Origin of the sequence: Rhodomicrobium sp. (assembly GCF_047605405.1) — a bacterium.
Taxonomy (GTDB): Bacteria; Pseudomonadota; Alphaproteobacteria; order Rhizobiales; family Rhodomicrobiaceae; genus Rhodomicrobium; species Rhodomicrobium lacus.
This window is the reverse complement of the sequence record NZ_JASGFR010000002.1, coordinates 107833-126990: the sequence shown is the minus strand read 5'-3', so window position 1 is coordinate 126990 and position 19158 is coordinate 107833. Positions and strand designations below refer to the sequence as shown.

At 64.5% G+C, this 19158-nt stretch carries 18 protein-coding genes; 8 read left to right on the top strand and 10 right to left on the bottom strand.

The features are described from left to right. Positions 1-21: 21 nt before the first annotated feature. Entirely contained in the window at positions 22-1923 is a 1902-nt protein-coding gene (locus QM659_RS01495; RefSeq protein WP_415187114.1) for a peptidyl-prolyl cis-trans isomerase, read from the bottom strand. Between the two features lie 177 nt (positions 1924-2100). On the opposite strand from QM659_RS01495, the gene tpiA reads away from it, so the two are divergent. Then, positions 2101-2892: a triose-phosphate isomerase gene (gene tpiA, locus QM659_RS01490; protein WP_415187113.1), complete on the top strand. Its 792-nt coding sequence runs from the start codon at positions 2101-2103 to the stop codon at positions 2890-2892. A gap of 37 nt (positions 2893-2929) precedes the next feature. Beyond that, positions 2930-3475: a hypothetical protein gene (locus QM659_RS01485; RefSeq protein ID WP_415187112.1), complete on the top strand. Its 546-nt coding sequence runs from the start codon at positions 2930-2932 to the stop codon at positions 3473-3475. Between the two features lie 23 nt (positions 3476-3498). Here the strand turns inward: QM659_RS01485 and QM659_RS01480 are convergent, their stop codons facing one another. Beyond that, positions 3499-4218, bottom strand: a complete 720-nt coding sequence (locus QM659_RS01480; protein WP_415187111.1) for an isochorismatase family protein — start codon at positions 4216-4218, stop codon at positions 3499-3501. Positions 4219-4441: 223 nt separating this feature from the next. Between QM659_RS01480 and secG the strand changes: the two genes are divergently transcribed. From secG to kdsA, 3 genes are all read left to right on the top strand, one after another. Further along, positions 4442-4792 (top strand): preprotein translocase subunit SecG, encoded by a 351-nt coding sequence (gene secG / locus QM659_RS01475; RefSeq protein ID WP_415187110.1) that lies wholly within the window; start codon positions 4442-4444, stop codon positions 4790-4792. 116 nt (positions 4793-4908) lie between these two features. After that, on the top strand, positions 4909-6537 hold the full coding sequence (locus tag QM659_RS01470; RefSeq protein WP_127077479.1) for a CTP synthase: 1629 nt from the start codon (positions 4909-4911) through the stop codon (positions 6535-6537). A 133-nt stretch (positions 6538-6670) separates the two neighbouring features. After that, positions 6671-7507, top strand: a complete 837-nt coding sequence (gene kdsA, locus QM659_RS01465) for a 3-deoxy-8-phosphooctulonate synthase (protein ID WP_415187109.1) — start codon at positions 6671-6673, stop codon at positions 7505-7507. Between the two features lie 30 nt (positions 7508-7537). Here the strand turns inward: kdsA and QM659_RS01460 are convergent, their stop codons facing one another. The 4 genes from QM659_RS01460 to trxA all read right to left on the bottom strand — a co-directional run bounded on the left by QM659_RS01460 (position 7538) and on the right by trxA (position 12528). Then, a complete protein-coding gene (locus QM659_RS01460; RefSeq protein WP_415187158.1) occupies positions 7538-8815 on the bottom strand; it encodes an RsmB/NOP family class I SAM-dependent RNA methyltransferase in 1278 nt (425 codons plus the stop codon). A 228-nt stretch (positions 8816-9043) separates the two neighbouring features. Then, positions 9044-10024, bottom strand: a complete 981-nt coding sequence (gene htpX / locus QM659_RS01455) for a zinc metalloprotease HtpX (protein WP_415187108.1) — start codon at positions 10022-10024, stop codon at positions 9044-9046. Between the two features lie 279 nt (positions 10025-10303). Continuing rightward, positions 10304-11896 (bottom strand): Do family serine endopeptidase, encoded by a 1593-nt coding sequence (locus QM659_RS01450; protein ID WP_415187107.1) that lies wholly within the window; start codon positions 11894-11896, stop codon positions 10304-10306. A 302-nt stretch (positions 11897-12198) separates the two neighbouring features. Beyond that, positions 12199-12528 carry a thioredoxin gene (trxA, locus tag QM659_RS01445; protein ID WP_127077475.1) on the bottom strand — a complete coding sequence of 110 codons (330 nt, stop codon included), beginning with the start codon at positions 12526-12528 and terminating at the stop codon, positions 12199-12201. A gap of 264 nt (positions 12529-12792) precedes the next feature. Here trxA and glp point away from each other — a divergent pair, with 264 nt between their 5' ends. Beyond that, entirely contained in the window at positions 12793-13983 is a 1191-nt protein-coding gene (gene glp / locus QM659_RS01440) for a gephyrin-like molybdotransferase Glp (RefSeq protein ID WP_415187106.1), read from the top strand. A 28-nt stretch (positions 13984-14011) separates the two neighbouring features. Here glp and QM659_RS01435 read toward each other — a convergent pair whose 3' ends face one another. Next, entirely contained in the window at positions 14012-14317 is a 306-nt protein-coding gene (locus QM659_RS01435; protein ID WP_303485379.1) for an ETC complex I subunit, read from the bottom strand. Positions 14318-14403: 86 nt separating this feature from the next. Between QM659_RS01435 and QM659_RS01430 the strand changes: the two genes are divergently transcribed. Then, positions 14404-15378 (top strand): NAD-dependent epimerase, encoded by a 975-nt coding sequence (locus QM659_RS01430; protein WP_415187105.1) that lies wholly within the window; start codon positions 14404-14406, stop codon positions 15376-15378. 157 nt (positions 15379-15535) lie between these two features. After that, the gene (locus tag QM659_RS01425; protein ID WP_415187104.1) at positions 15536-16309 is read left to right on the top strand and encodes a PadR family transcriptional regulator; all 774 of its coding nucleotides are present in this window, start codon (positions 15536-15538) and stop codon (positions 16307-16309) included. 37 nt (positions 16310-16346) lie between these two features. Here QM659_RS01425 and QM659_RS01420 read toward each other — a convergent pair whose 3' ends face one another. From QM659_RS01420 to QM659_RS01410, 3 genes are all read right to left on the bottom strand, one after another. Beyond that, a complete protein-coding gene (locus QM659_RS01420) occupies positions 16347-16907 on the bottom strand; it encodes a flavin reductase family protein (RefSeq protein WP_415187103.1) in 561 nt (186 codons plus the stop codon). Next, complete coding sequence (locus QM659_RS01415; protein ID WP_415187102.1) at positions 16904-17998, bottom strand: DUF2252 family protein; 1095 nt, start codon at positions 17996-17998, stop codon at positions 16904-16906. The genes QM659_RS01420 and QM659_RS01415 overlap by 4 nt, the downstream gene beginning before the upstream one ends. A 98-nt stretch (positions 17999-18096) precedes the next feature. After that, the gene (locus tag QM659_RS01410) at positions 18097-18681 is read right to left on the bottom strand and encodes a hypothetical protein (protein ID WP_127077468.1); all 585 of its coding nucleotides are present in this window, start codon (positions 18679-18681) and stop codon (positions 18097-18099) included. Positions 18682-19158: the final 477 nt, after the last annotated feature.

The window sequence follows — 19158 nt, the reverse complement described above, 5'->3', positions numbered from 1 at the left end:
AGAGAGAGACGCCATCGAAAGCTATTCACCGTCATACGAGCCTCCCGCCACGTTGGCGAATGCCTTGCGGTCGATGGAGATCGGCGACGTCGTCGTGATCCTGTTCAGGAAGCCGGAGAAATTGTCATCCGAGATTGCACCGGCGAGTTGCTGTTCCAGTCCCTTGGCCTGCTCTTCCGAAAGGGGACCGGGAGGCGTGATTTTTGCGACCTGGAAAACAGCGCGCGACGTGCCGTTTTCCGAGGCGGCCGAACCGGCGCCGCCTTCGGGAAGGGCGAAAGCCTGTGCAACGGCGGCTGGCGGAAGACCGTCTTCCTTGCCGTTACGCTTCAGCGGCTGGCTCGTCTTGACGGTCGCGCCGACGCTTTTCGCAACGGCGGCGATGGCTTCGCCCTTGTCGAGCCGCGCTACGAGATCGCGAGCCCTCGATGAGAGCCTGTCGCGAACCTGATCGGCGCGCCATGCCGCCTCAACCTCTCCCTTGACCTCTTCGAGAGGCTTCTGGCGCGGCTTGACGACATCGTTCACTTCAAACCATGCATAGCCGCCGCCCTGAAGGCGGATCGCCTCGTTCTCGACGCCGACATCGGATTTGAAGGCGGCATCGACGAGTTGTGCGGCGGGCACGGCGGAGATCGTCAGCGGCTTGCCGTCGGCGCCATTGGCCGAACGGTCGAACGTGACTTCCTCAAGCGGCAAATTCAGTTTCCGGGCGCTGTCGGCAAGCGGAACGCCCGTCGTGCGGTCTTCCTCGAAGGCCTTGATGAGGCGTTGGAATTCGCTCTGCGCGCGGACCTTGGCGAGGTCGGCGCGGATCTGCTCCTTGACCTGATCGAAGCTGCGTTCCTGCCCCGGGATCACGTCCAGCACGCGGATGATGACCGTCGACACCGGGCCGTCCACGGGCCGCGCCGTCCATTCCTTTTCGGTCGAGAAGGCCGCCTTCACGATGGCGTCGTTCATGCCGAATTTGTCAGCGAGTTCCTGACTGGAAACGACGCCCGCATCGATATCGGGCTGGTTGAAGCCTGCGTCCTTTGCCACGCCGAGAAAGTCCCGCGCGCCGGACTTGAGCTTCGCATAGGCTGCGTCGGCATCCGCGCGTGTCTTGAAGGGGATGATCTCAAGCTTGCGACGCTCAGGCACGGAATAGACGGAGGCCTTGGCCGCGTATTCGGCCTTCAGATCGGCGTCCGGGATGGTCAGGCTCTTCGCGACCGTCTGCGGCGAGATGGCAAGCGCCGAGACCTTGCGAAGTTCGGGCGTCGTGAATTGCGGTTTGCGGTCCTCGTAGAAAACCTGAAGTTCGGCCTCTGTCGGAGCCGGCACGGCACCCGCCGCCTCGGGCGCAAGGATGAAATAGGCCAGCGTGCGCTGTTCGTTGCCGAATTTGTTGTAGGCTTCGAGAAGCGCCTTCGAAACCACGCCGCTGCCTTCAAAGACGCCGCGCAACTGACGCCGCACGAGATCGCCCTTATATTCCTGCTCGAAGAAGGGCGCCGTGTAGCCGATATTCTGAAGGAAGCGATGATATTTGTCGGCGCTGAACACGCCCTTGTCCTGGAAAACCTCAAGGCTCGTGATGCCCCGGCGCACGCCCTCTTCGGACAGACCGACGCCAAGTTCCTTCGCTTCGAGATCGAGCGCGGCGTCCTGGATCAGGCCCTGAAGCACGCGGTTCGGAAGGCCGAAAGCCTGCGCTTCCGCGGGCGAGATGCGCCGTCCGGCCTGCTGGCTGACATTTTCGAGAACGCGCTGATACGCGCGGCGGAAATCTTCCGGCGATATGTTGACGGAGCCGACGGTCGCCACGCTCTGTCGCCGCTCGCGGTCGCCGTAATAATTGCCGCCCATGCTGATGGCGAACGCGCCGATCAGGATGGCGAACATAACGAAGACGGCCACTTTCCGGAGGAAATGCATCAGCTAAAGTCCTTGAATGCTCAAGCCAGAGCAGGCTTGATTCGGGCGCGCATTTCTTGCACGTTTCGCGTTGGCCGTAATTTAGAGAATAAAAACGTGCGCGCAATATCAAGATTCGCGAGGTCGGCCCGCTTCAACAAATTCCTCCGCGCGCCCTGTTCCACCGAGAGAAACGCTATGTCCGGACCGAAGCTATATGTCGCAGGCAATTGGAAGATGAACGGCCTGCGGCCCGACCTCGCACAGATACAGGCCATCCGCGATGGCATTGCATCCGTTGAGAACGCGCCCGACGTCACCGTCTTCCCCCCCGCGACACTTCTGCATGCCGCATCCCAGATCGTCGAGGGGTCGTCAGTCGAGATCGGCGCGCAGGATTGCCATGTCGGTGAAAGAGGCCCGTTCACCGGCGATCTCTCGGCGCTGATGCTGAAGGAGTCGGGCGCGACCACCGTCATCCTCGGCCATAGCGAGCGGCGCGGCGAACATGGCGAGACCAGCCGCGAAGTGCGCGCGAAGGCGGCGACCGCGCTCCGCGCCGGCGTCAAGATCGTGGTCTGCATCGGCGAGACGCGCGGTGAGCACGTCCGTGGCCTGACCGCGAGCGTTTGCCGCCGCCAGCTCGCCGACAGCCTTCCGGACGAATCGACGCCGGAGACCACCATCGTCGCCTACGAACCGGTCTGGGCCATCGGCTCCGGCGTCTCGCCGACGACGGAACAGATTACGGCCGTCCACGAGGTCGTGCGCGGCTGTCTCAGGGATCGGTTCCGCGAGACGAGCGGCATGCGCTGGCGCGTCCTTTACGGCGGCTCGGTAAGCCCCGCAAATGCCGCATCGACTTTCGATAGCCCGGAGGTGGATGGCGTGCTGGTCGGCGGAGCGAGCCTCAAGGCGGCGACGTTTCTCGAAATCGTCACGGCGGCGGCTCGCGCCTCGGAGAGGCGGGCCTCGCTTCCAACGCGTTGATCTTTCCGTTATGCAAGGACGCTACAAGATACGCTTGATGCGAGACAACGGCCTGATCGCTTCAGGAAAGGCGCTGGCGATGACATGCGATGCGAAACCTACCGGAAACGCAGGCAGAGGTGCGTTGATTGGCGCGGCGGCTCTCGCGGTCGTCCTTGCGATGGCTGGCGGGGCGAACGCCGCGCAGGCGGACAAGGCGTTGTGCGCCAAGCTCACGCAGGATCTTCAGGCGCTCAAGGCGCTCGACGTGGACCGCCTCATGGAGCGAGGCCCGAACTGGGCCGTGGCGAACCTCTCCGCGTCCGACCTCAATCTCGTCCGTCAGTATATCGATCTCGACGAGCAGATGAAGTTCCGCTGCATGGCGCCGAGTTCGCTCGTGCAACTCAAGAACCTGGAAGACGAGGATGAGGAGGGTGCGAAACCGCAGGCCGGGCCGGACAGCGCGCCGGCATCGGCTGGCGCCGATCAGCCCGCGAAACCCAAACCGAAGGCTGGCGCGACGACGCAGGCACAGAAACCTGTCGCGCAGAAGCCCAAGCCGCCCGCCCCGGCGCAGGCCGGTATTGTCGGCGCCCAGTAGCGTAACGCCGACGCCGAACCGATTCAGCACACATCGATCGCGGCGCGACGGTCCTCCGGCCGAAGGCCACGGGGCGATAGGGCCGCACGGACGTCCCCCGAATCGAGGACGCGCGCGCAAAGCCTTGCCGCATTCCGCAGCCCTGCCGCGTGATCCGCCGCGCTCATGTCGGCCGTCGCATCCGCCACCACGAAGGCGCGGATATCGCGCGCGAAGGCTTCGAGCGCTGTGGAGAAGCACCCTATCGATGTGTAGAGGCCCGTGATGATCACGCTGTCGCGTCCAAGCCTGCGCAACATCACTTCAAGATCGGTTCCGTAGAACGCGCTGTAGCTGCGTTTGGCGATGGAGCGGATGCGCCCCTCATTGCCGAGAAGGGCCGGATCGAGCTTCGCGCCCTCGCCGCGCGGCCCCCGCCCCCACAGCTCCGACATGAGCCCTCGCTCCTGCATGCCATGCGCTTCGGGCACAATGGACGCGAACACGGGCACGCCCATTTCAGCGCAGGCAGCCCGCAAGCCCGCAACCTTGCCGACGAGATCGGCGCGCGTCACGGCATCCGGCAACGCATCAAGGTAATGCCGCTGCATATCGTGAATGAGAAGCGCACATCGGCCGGGTTCAAGAGCCCAGCTCGCCCTGTTTTCCTGTATCACCGCATCTATCCCCTTCAAGGGCCGCCGTGACAGGTGAGGGCTGGACGAAAAGACCATGCGCGCGCCGGACACGGCGGCAATGGTCACGAATGACGACCTGCCGCTCCCTAGAGGAAGCGCCAATAAAACTTAGCCGGCATTGGTGCGGCGGACATCGTCATCATGGGCGGCTTTTACACCGGTTTCATGTCTTCGGCAACGGGGGCAGTGTTGCCCACCTCCGGCTAATATCAGCCCGCGCGCTTGATCTTGCCGCCGAAACCGGTATGTATGGGGCAACTTTTCCGAAATTCCCGACCGGTCGAGAGAAATGGCAAACGTCCTTCTTGTGCTTCATATCGTCGTCGCCGTGACGATGATCGTGATTATCCTCCTTCAGCGGTCGGAAGGCGGCGCGCTCGGCATGGGCGGTGGCGGCGGCGGTTTCGTCAGCGGGCGCGGCGCGGCCAACGTGATGACGCGCACGACTGCGATTCTTGCGGCGATCTTCTTTCTGACGTCGATCACACTCGGCATTATCGGCCAGCGCAAGACGCCCACCTCGGCGATCACGCCCACGAGCACCACAGCGCCCGCGAGCGCCCCTTCTCAGGCTCCGGCCGAAAGCGCGCCGGCTTTGCCCAAGCTCAGCATTCCGAAGCCGGCGGCACCCGCTCAGTAGCCGCCGCAAGGCAGACCGAGGCGGCGCAATGGCGCCCCTCACCCGACAACGCTAGAAGTTGAAAACCGCAAGCACGCCCTTTCCCTCGGGCGCGCGAAGGATTACGTTCAAGGTCCATGGCGCGATATATCTTCATTACCGGCGGCGTGGTTTCCTCACTCGGAAAGGGGCTCGCATCGGCGGCTCTTGGCGCGCTTCTGAAAGCGCGCGGCTATTCCGTGCGATTGAGGAAGCTGGATCCCTATCTCAACGTCGATCCCGGCACGATGTCGCCCTATCAGCACGGCGAAGTGTTCGTTACCGACGACGGTGCGGAAACCGACCTCGACCTCGGCCATTACGAGCGCTTCACGGGCGTCTCGGCCCGCCGCGACGATAACATCACCACCGGCCGCATCTATCAGAACGTGCTCTCGGCGGAGCGCCGGGGCGATTATCTCGGGGGCACGGTTCAGGTCGTCCCGCACGTGACGAACGCGATCAAGGACTTCGTGCTCTCCGGCAACGAGGATGCGGATTTCGTGCTCGTGGAGATCGGCGGCACGGTCGGCGACATCGAGGGCCTGCCGTTCTTCGAGGCGATTCGCCAGCTCGGCAACGAACTGCCGCGCCGCGAGGCGATCTTCATCCATCTGACGCTGCTGCCCTACATCAAGGCGGCGGGCGAGTTGAAGACCAAGCCCACGCAGCACTCGGTGAAGGAACTGCGCTCCATCGGCATCCAGCCCGACATCCTGCTCTGCCGCTCGGAACTGCCGGTGCCGAAAAGCGACCGCGCCAAGATCGCGCTGTTCTGTAACGTGCGGGAAAGCGCCGTCATTCAGGCGCTCGACGTGCCGAACATCTACGACGTGCCGCTCGCCTATCACGACGAAGGGCTCGACCGCGAAGTGCTTGCCGCCTTCGGCATCACCGACGCGCCCGAGCCGAACCTCGACGTCTGGCGCACGATCTCGCATCGCATCGAGCATCCCGACGGCGAGGTTTCCATCGCCATCGTCGGCAAGTACACGAACCTGAAGGACGCCTACAAGTCGCTCACCGAAGCGCTGAGCCATGGCGGCATCGAGAACGGCGTGCGCGTCAAGATCCACTGGCTCGACTCGGAGCTTTTCGAGAAGGACGACGTCGCGCCCTATCTCGAAAACATCCACGGCATCATCGTGCCGGGCGGCTTCGGCGAGCGCGGCACGGAAGGCAAGATCGAGGCCGTCCAGTTCGCCCGCACGAAGCGCGTGCCCTATTTCGGCATCTGCTTCGGCATGCAGATGGCCGTGATCGAAGCGGCGCGGCACGTGGCCGGCATCAACGGCGCAAGCTCGACCGAGTTCGGCCCGGCGATCGAGCCGGTCGTCGGCCTGATGACGGAGTGGAAGTCCGGCGAACAGGCCGTGCAGCGCCACGCCGAAAGCGACAAGGGCGGCACCATGCGGCTCGGCGCCTATGAAGCGGTGCTGGCGGAAGGCTCAAAGGTCGCCGAGATCTACGGCAAGACGCGCATCAGCGAGCGCCATCGCCACCGCTACGAGGTGAACATCACCTACCGCGACAAGCTCGAACGCGCGGGCCTTCGCTTCTCGGGCCTCTCGCCGGACAAGAGCCTGCCGGAAATCATCGAGATTCCGGATCACCCGTGGTTCATCGGCGTGCAGTTCCACCCGGAGCTGAAATCACGTCCGTTCGAGCCCCACCCGCTGTTTTCGTCGTTCATCGCGGCAGCCGTGGCGCAAAGCCGCCTGGTCTGAGGCGGGCGGCACGCGCGCTTTGCCCGATCGCCACGGAATAGCCGCCGTGGCGTGCCGTTCTTTCGCGTCAAATGCCGCCGCGGGACGCCGTGGCGGCGCTCGTAGCGGATCGTTCTCGAACCGAGGCCCATTCATGACCCTGCAATCGCTCAACAGCGTGGTGGATATTCGCGGCGTGCGCGTCGGCAACGCGCTGCCGCTCGCGCTTTTCGCGGGGCCTTGCCAGCTTGAAAGCCGGGCGCACGCGCTGGAAATGGCCGCGGCACTGAGGGAGATCGCCAGCCGTCTGGGCATTGGCCTGGTATTCAAGACGAGCTTCGACAAGGCTAATCGCACAAGCGCCAACGCCAGGCGCGGCCTCGGCCTCGACGCGGCGCTGCCGATCTTCGCCGAGATCCGCGAGAGCCTCGGCCTGCCCATCGTGACGGATGTGCACGAAGCATCGCAATGCGCGCGCGTGGCCGAAGCGGTGGACGTGCTGCAAATCCCCGCCTTCCTGTGCCGTCAGACGGACCTGCTGATCGCCGCAGCAGAAACGGGCCGCGCGGTGAAGGTGAAGAAGGGCCAGTTCCTTGCGCCGTGGGACATGAAGAACGTCGTCGCGAAGGTGCTCGCGGCGGGCAATCCGAACGTGCTCGTGACCGAGCGCGGCGCGAGCTTCGGCTACAACACGCTTGTGTCCGACATGCGCGCGCTGCCGATCCTCGCCGAGACGGGCGCGCCCGTGGTGTTCGACGCCACGCATTCGGTGCAGCAGCCGGGCGGGCAGGGCACGGCAACGGGCGGCGAAAGGCGTTTCGTGCCCGTGCTGGCGCGCGCGGCCGTGGCGGTGGGCGTTGCGGCGGTGTTCATCGAGACGCACCAAGACCCCGACCATGCGCCATCCGACGGGCCGAACATGGTGCCGCTCCGCGAGCTTGAGGCGCTGCTTCGCAATCTTCAGGCATTCGACCGGCTGGCAAAAGCGTAGGGCGGCGGCAGGCGCCGCCGTCGCGCGCGTTCAGCTTCGCGTCAGCCGCGCGGCGAAGAAGCCATCCATCCCGCCAGCATGAAACGGCAGCGTGCGAAGGCAGCCGTTCGGCGTGACTGCCTCTGGCGGCAGATTGAACGCCGCCGCATCGATGGGCAGCAGCCGCACGTCGGCGCGGTCCGCCAGAAGCCCCGCGATCTGCGCCTCGCCTTCTTCCGGTTCGAGCGAGCAGGTGGCGAAAACGAGCGTGCCGCCCGGCGCAAGCAGCGTCAGCGCGTGCGCGAGAAGCCGCTTCTGTACGCGAGCGAGCGCGGCGATGTCCTCCGCCGTCTTGAGGTAGGCGATGTCAGGATTGCGGCGGATGGTGCCCGTCGCCGAGCAGGGCGCATCGAGCAGGATTGCGTCGAAGCGGTCTTTCGGCTGCCACTCGCCGACATTGGCCTTCACGACATCGACCGAAAGCCCGAGCCGCGCGGCATTTTCGCCGAGCCGTCTGAGCCGTGCCGCCGAAATGTCGACCGCCGTCACCTGCGCACCCGCTGCCGCAAGCTGCGCGGTCTTGCCGCCCGGCGCGGCGCAGAGATCAGCCACGCGCTTGCCCGCGATATCGCCCAGCAGCAGCGCGGGCATCGCGGCGGCTGCGTCCTGCACCCACCAGGCACCTTCGGCGTAGCCTTCGATTTCCTCCACCCGGCCCTTGTGCGACAGCCGCACCGACCCCCACGGCAGAACCTCGCCCTGGAGCTTCGCCGCCCACTCGCCCGCGTCGCCCCTCACGCTGAGGTCGAGCGGCGGCTCTTCCAGATGCGCGCCTGCGATCTCGCGCGCCGTAGCCTCGCCGTAAACAGACACCCAGCGCTGCCAGAGCCACGCTGGCGTGTTGAGGTGGGCGGCGTCCTGCTCGCGAAGGATGGCGACGCGGTTCTCGCTCACACGGCGCAGAACGGCATTGATGAGCCCGCCCAGATGGCGGCTGAAGCGCGACGCCTTCGCCTGCTCGACGGCCAACCCGATGGCGGCATGCGGCGCCACATCCATGAACGCAAGCTGCGTCGCGCCCGCGATGAGAATGGCGCGCGCCTCGAAGGCATCGGCGGAAAGCGGCTTTTCGAGGAAGCGTGAAAGCATGTCCTCGATCTGGCCGAGGCGCCGCAAGGCGATGGTGGCAATCGCGCGGGCGAAGGCGCGGTCGCGCGCTTCCATGGCTGCGAAAGCGTCGCGCGCGGACGACCCTGCGAAGGCTTCGTCGAAGGATTGGTGGTCGTGCAGCACCGACTTGAGAAGGTAGACGGCGAGACGGCGGGCCATCAGCCCGGACGATGCGCCGCTTGCGGGCGCGGGTTGATCGGCGGGAGCATGTCTCGAAGAAGGTTTCGGCGCCACGAACGGGCCTTTCGCGTTGGCTCGAAGCGGAGGCTTGCTTCGTTGAAGGTCCGCACTTATGAGCAAAAGCGGCGCGTCGCACAATGGCGCTCTACCGGCGACGCGCTACATTTCCGACGAATCGCTGCTTTCGCAGGCTCTCACGCCGAATAATCAGCGGTTCCATGGCCCGATTTCAAACGGGCGGCGGCTGGAGCGCGGGCGTTGCTGCCACGGACCGCTTCCGCCCGCGCCGTCCTCGAAGCCCGGTACGGGAGACATGTGCGCGGCCGTCGGCTCCTGCGTATGGCCCATTTGGCGCGCCTGTTCGACGAGCGCGGCTATACGGTTCGCCGTGTTCGGATGCGTCGAGAAGAGGTTGTCCATGCCCTGGCCGGACAGGGGATTGATGATATAGAGCTGCGCTGTCGCCGGGTTGCGCTCGGCCTGCTCGTTCGGGATCTGGTGTGCCGCCTGCTCGATCTTCTGGAGCGCGGACGCGAGCCACAGCGGACGCTGGCAGATCTCGCCTCCGTCCTTGTCGGCCACATATTCGCGCGAGCGGCTGATCGCCATCTGGATGATGCCAGCCGCCAGAGGCGCGACGATCACCGCGAGAAGCGTGCTGATGATGCCGCCTCCGCCGTTGTTGTCGCGGTTGCCGCCGAAGAACATGCCGAAATTCGCGAGCATCGAAATCGCGCCTGCTATGGTGGCGGCAATCGTCATCGTGAGCGTGTCGCGGTTCTTGATGTGCGCCAGTTCGTGCGCAAGCACGCCCGCCACTTCCTCCTTGCTCATGATGCGCAGAAGGCCCGCCGATGCCGCGACCGCCGCGTTTTGCGGGTTACGCCCGGTGGCGAACGCATTGGGCTGTTCGGTGTGGATGATGTAGACCTTCGGCATGGGCAGGCTCGCGTTCGCCGCCAGCTGCCGCACGATGGAGTAAAGCTCGGGCGCGGTGCGCTCGTCCACCTCCTCGGCGCCCTGCTGGGCGAGCACCATCTTGTCCGAGTTCCAATAGGCGAACACGTTCATCCCCGCCGCGATCAGGAACGCGATGAGCATGCCCGTCTGGCCGCCGATGAGAAAGCCGATCGCCATGAAAAGCGCCGTCAACGCGGCGAGCAGAAGCATGGTGCGGAAGAAATTCATGGGGCTTCGTTGCCTTTTGTCGTCGAGGTTTGCCGTTGTGCGTGATCGTCACGCGAAATACGGTTCCGATTCTTACGGATTGCTTGTGTTGGTTCCGGGCCCGCTTCCCGCGGGCTCAAGTGTATTTCGGTATTGCCGCCTTTTCCCGCAAGACCTTTCCCCACTCACGGAACGGCGCAAAACCGTCAGCCTACGAACGGGAAACGCCGGAGCGGAGGGTCCGTTCCGGCGTCGTGTCAGGATGAGGCGGCACTTCGAGTGCCGGCCGATGCAAGCGGTTCAGCTCACGGCGGGCAGCGCGACGAACCGCTGGTCGCCGTTCCGCTTCACGAGCGCGAGCGCGTTCTTCTTGCCCGACTTCGAGGCGTCGGAGAGCGCACGCTTCAGATCGCCCGGACGATTCACCGTCTGGCCGCCGACGCGCAGGATGATGTCGCCTTCTGCGAGACCGGCCTCCGCCGCCTTGCCGCCCGGCTCGACGCCGACGACCGCAAGGCCTTGTCGATCGGTCGGGCTTACATCCGCCGCCGGAGCGACCGCGATGCCGAGATCGTTGAGCCCTGTCTTGCCGTCGTCCGAGAGGCTTGCGCGCTGCGTCGGCTTGTCGGGCAACTGGCCGATCTTGAGATCGACGGTCTTCGTTTCGTCGCCCCGGATCACGGTCAGCTTGGCGTTCGTACCCGGCGCAAGGTCGGCGATCTTCTTCGCGAGGTCGCGGCCGTCCTTCACTTCGGCGCCGTCCACCTCGGTGATCACGTCGCCCGTCTTGATCCCGGCCTTCTCGGCGGGGCTTCCGCTCTGCGGGGCGGCGACCAGCGCGCCCGCGGTGTTCTTGAGGCCGAGGCTGTCGGCGAGTTCGGGCGTCAGGCCCTGGATCTGCACGCCGAGCCAGCCGCGCGTGACGTGACCCTTGTCTTTCAGCGCCGCGACCACGCGCTCGACGGTCGGCGCGGGAATGGCGAACGCGATGCCGACCGAGCCGCCCGACGGCGAGTAGATCGCCGTGTTCACGCCGATGACCTCGCCGCTTTCGTTGAAGGTGGGACCGCCGGAGTTCCCCTTGTTCACGGATGCGTCGATCTGGATGAAATCGTCATACGGGCCTTCGCCGATATCGCGGCCGCGCGCCGAGACGATACCCGCCGTCACCGTGCCGCCGAGGCCGAAGGGGTTACCCATGGCAAGAACCCAGTCGCCGATCTCGGCGCCCGAGTGCGAGAACTTAGCGTAAGGAAAGTCGGTGCGTCCATCCACCTTGAGAAGCGCGATGTCGGTGCGCGGATCGGTGCCAACCACCTTCGCGGTGTAGGTCTTGCCGTCGTCCATGACGACTTCGAGGCTGACGGCGTCCTGCGCGACGTGATTGTTCGTCACGAGATACCCGTCGGGCGAGATGAAAAAGCCGGAGCCTTGCGCCGTCACGAGCTGACGCGGGCCGCCCTTGCCGCCCGGCGCGCCGCCCCATGGACCGAAGCCGCCGTGCGGGCCGCCGGGGCCGAAGAAGCGCTCGAACGGCGTGCCCTCGTAAGGATTGCCGCCACGGGGGCCGCCCTCATCATCGCCGAACGCCGCCTTGGCCGCCGCGTCCGCCTTCACACGGATCGAGACGACGGCGGGTTTCACCTGCTTCACGAGCGGCGCGAAGCTCGGCAGCCTCTGCCGCAACCCCTCACCCTGCGAAACGTTTTCGCCCTGCGAATAGGCGCGGGCGGGATTCGGCTCGAACGAGGCGGCACCGACAAACGCGCCGAGCGCGAGCGCCACCGCCGAGACGTAGATCGTACTCTTCTTGCCGAGCCGTGAGAGAATTACAGAAACGTTAGATTGCTTTTGTGCCGTGTTCGTCCGGAATTCGGGAGAAGACTCCGTCATCACTGCCTCCGAGATCGCATGAACGCGGCCTATACCTTAGCTATTCGCCGACGGGCCGCTTTGAACTGATGCGAATTTGGGGAGAAGCTTCGCAATGTGAAGCCATATCTGCGATTAAATATCTGAAAGCTTGATGCCGTCCGGCAGGCGCGGCCGCGCGAAAGGAGGCAATGTCCCGGAGCGCAACGGCGATTACGCATCCGCGCCGCCAGCCATTTGCCGCCGAGGCATAAAAAAAGCCGCCTGCGGAGAGGCGGCTTTTTCATTCATGCAGGGCGCGCTGGAAGCGGCGCGACGTGCGATCAGACGGAGGCGATGGCGCCCGAGATCCATGCGCGGAGCTGCGCTTTCGGCAGCGCGCCGATCTGCTGGCCGGCCACCTCGCCGTCCTTGAACAGGAGCAGCGCCGGGATGCCGCGAATGTTGTAGGCCTGCGCGATCCCCGGATTGCTCTCGACGTCGAGCTTCACGACCTTGAGCTGGCCAGCGAACTCTTCGGAAAGTTCCTCAAGGATCGGGCCGACCGTGCGGCACGGTCCGCACCATTCCGCCCAGAAGTCGACGAGCACGGGAAGCTCGGCCTTTTTAACGTCCTGTTCGAAAGATGCGTCGGACACGGCAGTGGTTGCCATGGAAAGCCTCTTGGTGTTGCGCGGCCCGGCAGGCCGCTGATTCATTCCCTCGGAAAGTAGGGGGGCGTGACCGGCAGCGTCAAGATGTCCGGGGCCTGCCCGGAGCTTGCGCACAGGGATTTGACGCTGAGAGGACGCAGCGGAAGAGCGCCGTTTCGATATCTTCGCCGATGGAGAAAGCCGCTCTTGTCGGCCTTGTGGGGCGCGCCGAAATAGGACGGGTGCGTGGTGTCGCCACGTGTCGAATCGCGAACGGGAGACCTCATGGCGCAACCGGTTTCTGTTGATGAAGCGCTGTCGAAAATTCTCGCCGACGTCGACCCGGTCGCCGCCGAGGCCGTATCGCTCTACGAAGCGCGAGGCCGCGTTCTTGCTGCGGACCTCGTCGCGAAGCTCGCGCAGCCGCCTTTCGACGCCTCTTCGATGGACGGCTATGCGCTTCGCGCCGCCGACATCGCCGACGCGCCCGCGCACCTTGCCGTGATCGGCGAGGCCGCCGCCGGGCACGCCTTCGCCGGGACGGTCGGGCGAGGCCAGGCCGTGCGCATCTTCACGGGCGCTCCTCTTCCGGCGGGCGCCGATGTCGTGGTCATGCAGGAGGCAGCGCGCGAAACCGGCGGCAGCGTGACGGTGCTCGAACCGGCGCCGCGCGGGGCAAATATTCGCCGACGCGGATATGATTTCGACGAAGGCCAGACGATGCTCGGCGCGGGCGAGATGCTCGACACCCGCAAGGTGATGCTCGCCGCCGCGATGAACCACGGCACGCTATCGGTCCGCCGCAGGCCGGTGGTCGCCATATTGCCGACGGGCGACGAGCTTGCCGAGCCTGGCGCTGAACTTCGCGCGGGGCAGATCGTGTCGTCCGTTCCGGCGGGGCTTTCCGCTGCGATCGAAGCCTGGGGCGGGAAAGCGAGCTGCCTTGCCATCGCGCGAGACACACGAGAAAGCCTCGCCACCGGCATATCGGGTGCGCGCGGCGCCGACATTCTCGTCACCATCGGTGGGGCATCGGTCGGCGCGCACGATCTCGTTCAAGGCGTTCTCGAAGCGGCTGGCGCGAGGATGGAAATCATCCGCGTGGCGATGCGACCGGGAAAGCCGCTCATGTCCGCGCGCCTCGGGAGCCAGCGCGTGCTAAGCTTGCCCGGCAACCCCGTCGCGGCGCTCGTTTGTGCGCGGCTTTTCCTGAAGCCGTTGCTCGACCGTATGCTTGGCCGCGTTCCAAACGATGCTGTCGAAGAAGTGCCGCTCGCGTCTGCCCTTGCCGCGAACGGCCCAAGGCAACATTACCTGCGGGCACGCCGCGAGGGGGGCACCGTCACGCCGCTTGGCGATCAGGACAGCTCCCTGGTTTCGGTGTTTGCTGCCGCCGATTGCCTCATCGTGCACGCGCCTTGCGCCGCCACTCATGATGCAGGCGACATGGTGCCGATCATCCCGCTCGACTTCTGAGGCGGTCTGAACGCATATTTGCGCTGGATCAGTGGGTCCAGCTGCCGATGCGCCCATACTTGAAGTTGTCGGCGTAGGACTTCTTGATCGCAGCGCGCGGATTCGGCTCGAACACGCGATAGGGGATCGCGTTCTTCTTCGCGTACTCCACCGCCTCTTCCTTCGTCTCGAAGAACAGGCGCACCTGGCTCAGCATGTCTTTGGAACTTGTCCAGCCCATCAAAGGCTCGATCTCGCGAGGGGACGCGGGTTCGTAGTCGAGGACCCAGTCCTTGGCCTTCGCCAGACCGGACTGCATGGCGGTTTTGGCCGGTTTATAAATTCGCGCGGTCATCTGCATTTCAATTGGAAGAAATTGCTCCTGCACTGAATTTGGGCCATACCGGCTCAAATGACAATCGCAAACAGCCAGGTCGAAGCATGACAATTCTGGTAACAGGCGCTGCGGGGTTCATCGGCTTTCACGTCGCAAAAGCCTTGCTCGCCCGTGGCGAGGAGGTTGTCGGCTTCGACAATATCAACGATTACTACGACCCCTCGCTCAAGCGTGCCCGGCTGGAACACCTTGCGGATCAGAGGGCGTTCAGCTTCGTGAAGGCGGATCTCGCCGACGCCGGAGCCGTGCGCGATACGTTCGCACGCTTCGAGCCCCGCCGGGTCGTGCATCTCGCCGCGCAGGCGGGCGTGCGCTATTCGCTGCAGAACCCGCAAGCCTATATCGACTCGAACGTAACAGGCTTTCTGAACATCCTCGAAGGGTGCCGCGCGCATCGACCGGAACACCTCGCCTTCGCCTCGTCAAGTTCCGTTTACGGGCTGAACACGACACTTCCCTTCGCCGAGGCCGACAAGACCGATTCGCCCGCGAGCCTCTACGGCGCGACCAAGAAGGCGGGCGAGGCGATGGCCCACGCCTACGCCCATCTCTTTGGGCTGCCGATGACCGGCTTGCGCTTCTTCACCGTCTACGGCCCATGGGGACGGCCGGACATGTCGCCGATGATCTTCACGAAAGCCATTCTCGAAGGCCGGCCCATCGACCTTTTCAACCACGGCCATCATGCCCGCGACTTCACCTATGTCGACGACATCGTGGATGGCGTGCTGCGCGTCGTGGATACGCCGCCCGCCGCCCAGCCGGGCAAGCCCGCATTCGAGATCTATAACATCGGCCACAACGAGCCGGTGCCGCTCACCGATTTCGTGGCCTGCATCGAGCAGGCGACGGGCAAGAAGGCGATCCGAAACCTCTTGCCGATGCAGCCCGGCGATGTGGCCGAGACACATGCGGACATCGAGCGGCTCGCGGCTGCGACCGGGTTCCGGCCCACGACGCCGATCGAGGTCGGCATTCCGCGCTTCGTGCGCTGGTATCGGGAGTATTATCGCGTCTGACGCGCAGGCGAGCGCGGCCAACCTGCATTCCGGGCGACCGGCTACACGCCTGCCCGATCTTTTTTCGACAGTCTTAGATATATCTTTGTTGCCATCGCGCCGAGATCGGCGTATGAGGGTGCTCATGAATAAGATATATCGAAGAAGGAACGAAAACATGTCGTTTAGCGATGGAGTTGAAGACCGTCTCAACAGCGGCGAACACCGCCGGGGACGCGGCTGCGACCATCACCAGAAGTGGAGCTGGTTCGCACGAGCGCGCGGCCGTTTTGACGCTCACAAGGGAGAGACGCAAACGGGCGAACGCGATTTCGCCGGAGGCTGGCGCTCGCGCGGGGGCTGGTTCGATGATATAGCCGCGCACAGACATATCGAAGGAGGTGACGAAGTGTTCGGGCATCATGGCAGGCGTGGCGGTTCTCGTCATGGCGGCGATTGGCGGGATCACCCGTTCGGGGGCAGGCGCGGACGTCACGGCCGCGCGCTGGAACAGGGCGATCTGCGCTGGCTCGTTCTCGACCTGATCGGCGAGCAGCCGCGCCATGGCTATGAGATCATCAAGGCCATCGAAGACGCTTTCAACGGCGCCTATACGCCAAGCCCGGGCGTTATCTATCCGACATTGACGCTGCTGGAGGAAACCGGCCTGATCGTCAGCGAAACGCAGGGCGCGAAGAAGCTCTACAGCCTGACGGATCAAGGGCGTGCCGAACTGGCCGCCCGCGCTCAGGAGGTCGCAGCGGTTCGCGGGAGGCTTGCGGAAGCGCGCGCCCGCTTCGGCGCCGAGCCCGCGCCCGAGATGATCCGCGCCATGGACAATCTCCGGGCAGCCGTTCAGGTTCGTCTGTCGAAGGGGGCGCTCTCGCCGGAGGCCGTTCGGGCGATCACCGCCGCGCTCGACAGGGCCGCGGGCGAGATCGAACAGAGCTGACCCCGACCGGTCGCCGCTTGCTCCCCGAAGCGGCGGCCTACAACATTTCCGGGCGAAAAAGCGACCGCCGGGAGATGATCTTGCCTGAAATCATGAACTCGCCGCCGCCGAGATAATGCAGCGTCTGCGGATGCTTCGGCGACGGCGCGACATGCGCCTTCACAACCTCGAAGATAAAGAAATTGTAGCTGTCGACGAGCGCATCGTCATGGAGGCGGCACTCGAAAGAGGCGTGGCACTCGGCGATGAGCGGCGCGCCCACCTCGCTCGCGGGTTCCGCCGTCAGGCCGAACTGCGTGAATTTGTCGATGTCGGCGCCGGACGTATTGCCGATGCCGACCACGATATCGGTGAGCGCCGTCGTCGGCAGGTTGATGACGCATTCGCGCGACTGCCGGATCAGCTCGAAGCTGTGATTTCCCGCCGAGATCATGAGACCGACGAGCGACGGCGAAAACTCCATCACCGTCTGCCAGCCGAGCGTCATGATGTTCGTGCGCCCCTGCCACGCTGAAGAAACGAGCACGATAGGCCCCGGCTCCAGATAGCGGCGCGCCTGGCTCACGGGAAAATCGGCTTTCTTCGGGTGCTTCGTCATTTTTTCGGTTTCGTGGCCTTCACCGGAGCAGGCTCCGGCTTGTACGCCGTTTGCCAGGCCTTGAAATCCTTGAGCGTGCGATCGCTCACAGATTTGGCGGCATCGCTGAGCCAACCCGCGGAGCGAGCCCTCAGATGCGCGGCGATGTCCTCGCTCCGTCCGCTCGCTGCGTGAACAGCGCCGATGTCGTGGCCCATCGCCTCAAGGAACAACCCTTGGAGGCGCTTCGGGATTTCGCCGCCAAAGTCGAGCTTGCGCGAATCCGGGGCGATGCGGCGTATCAGGTAACGCCCGCGAATATCGAGGAAAGGGTCGGGCGCGCGGAAAGGGCCATCCGCCAGTTCGCGAAAGCGCGGCGGCCATCCTTCCTTCTTGTGCGCGAAATCCCACGCCGACGGCACGAGAGCCTTCGCCTCGCGCACGATGGGCCCGCCCCGCCACGTCGCCACCGCGATGAAGCGAGGGCGGCCGAGGCTGCCGCCGCCTTTCGCGCGCGGCGCATATCCTTCGATGACGGCACCTTCCGGGAAACTCTCGGCAAAACCGGCCTTGACCTCGCCGGGCGGATCGAAATCCGGGAGCGTTTCGATTTCCGCCGCGAAATCCGCGCGCGTTTTCTCCGTCGGGGAAACGAAGGGGCGCAGCCACGAGGCGTCCCCATCGAGCACCATCGGCGCCGGTTCGGCGAGGCCACGCTCGTAGCCGGCAAGAATCGCGTCGGCTGCATGCGCGTGATCGCCGAGATCGGGCGAAAGTCCGGCGCTCACGCAAAGCCGCACGAGATCGAACGTGTAAGGCATCACGGCGGCTTCATCGAAATCGTTCACGCCCCAGATGAGACGCCCCTCGGCATCGCGCCAAGTCCCGAAATTCTCGATGTGAATGTCGCCTACGGCCAGCACATGCGGCGCGTCAGCGAGGTCGGGCAGAAGCTTCTCGACCTTTCGGGCGTAACGGAAATAGGTCGCTCGCAGGAACCTTAACGGGCTCTCGGCCATGCGCTTGTGCTTCTTGTCGAGATCGACGTCGACCACATTGCACTGCGTGCGAAGCCAGCTCTCGTATTCAGCGTTCCGTCTCACGAATGCCATTGCGCGTGCCTTCCCGTTTCCGCTGCCATCCTAACAGCGTCGGGCGCGCTTTCTATCCCGCAGGTTTTGCGAAAGGAAGTTTTCGGTGCGTTATCCGCTTACAGAGGCTCGCCGAGACGGTCGTCGCCCGACCGGCCCCGGCGTGCCGTCATGAGGATGATCGTGCCCACGACGAGCAGCATGAGCAGGACGAACACGAGCACGAGCGCCGATTCCTCGATCCAGGCGATGGCGGGCACGGATAACGCCATGACAAGGCCGAGCACGCAGGTTTGCCACGAAAGCGTATGGACGCCCGCGACGAAGGTTCCAAGCGCAAGGAGCAGAAGGATCGCCAGCCCCGTGGCATCGGTGCTCAGCATGCGCTGCACGTCCGAGATGAGGAGCAGGTTCATAGCCACGAGAAAGGCGGTCCAGTGCAGCGCTTGCGTCCATACGAGGCGCACGCGGTCGGCGCGGGTGCGCGCGTGCGGCCAGCCGCTGATGACGCAGACGAGACCTGTGATAAGCGCAAGAAACTCCCAATAGCCGACGAGCGCCTGTCTCGTCATGCTCGTATAGGCGACGCCGACGAGCGTGAGGACGAGAACCACGACCTGCGGGATGGCCTTGTACAAGACGTGGCCCTGACGCGGCTCGACCGATTCCTCATGAATGCGGGTTTCGACGTCGGAGTCTGCCATGTGACTGCCCCTGCTTCTAAGTCGAGAGCAGTATCGCCGTGAAAGCCTTCGGGACTCTGCCCGCCTCTAACCTGTTTCGATTCAAATTGCGGGGGAGGGCTCGAAAGCTCGCCCCTGCCTGCGCGCCCGCGCAACTATTCGCCTGACTGCCGCAGTGGGACGCGCAAATCTCACGCCCTATGGCGTGCTTATCTTCTCTCGCTCAAAAGAATGGACCGGGTGCGCCAGATTGTTTCATGGCACATCCGGCTTGCTGGCCAGCAGGAGGAGCGGAAGCTACTTTATCCCGCTCTTCATGTTGAGAAGGAATACAGAAATAACTGCCGAAAGAACAATGATGTCAACCCAGATCCACACGGGGTCCATGGGAAGCCTCCTATGTTGACGTGATCACCAAGTTGAAGCCGCCATGTTGCCATAGCGCCTTTATGCGATTTGACAAAAATCATCCGATTTCTCGCGAAATATTGGATGGGT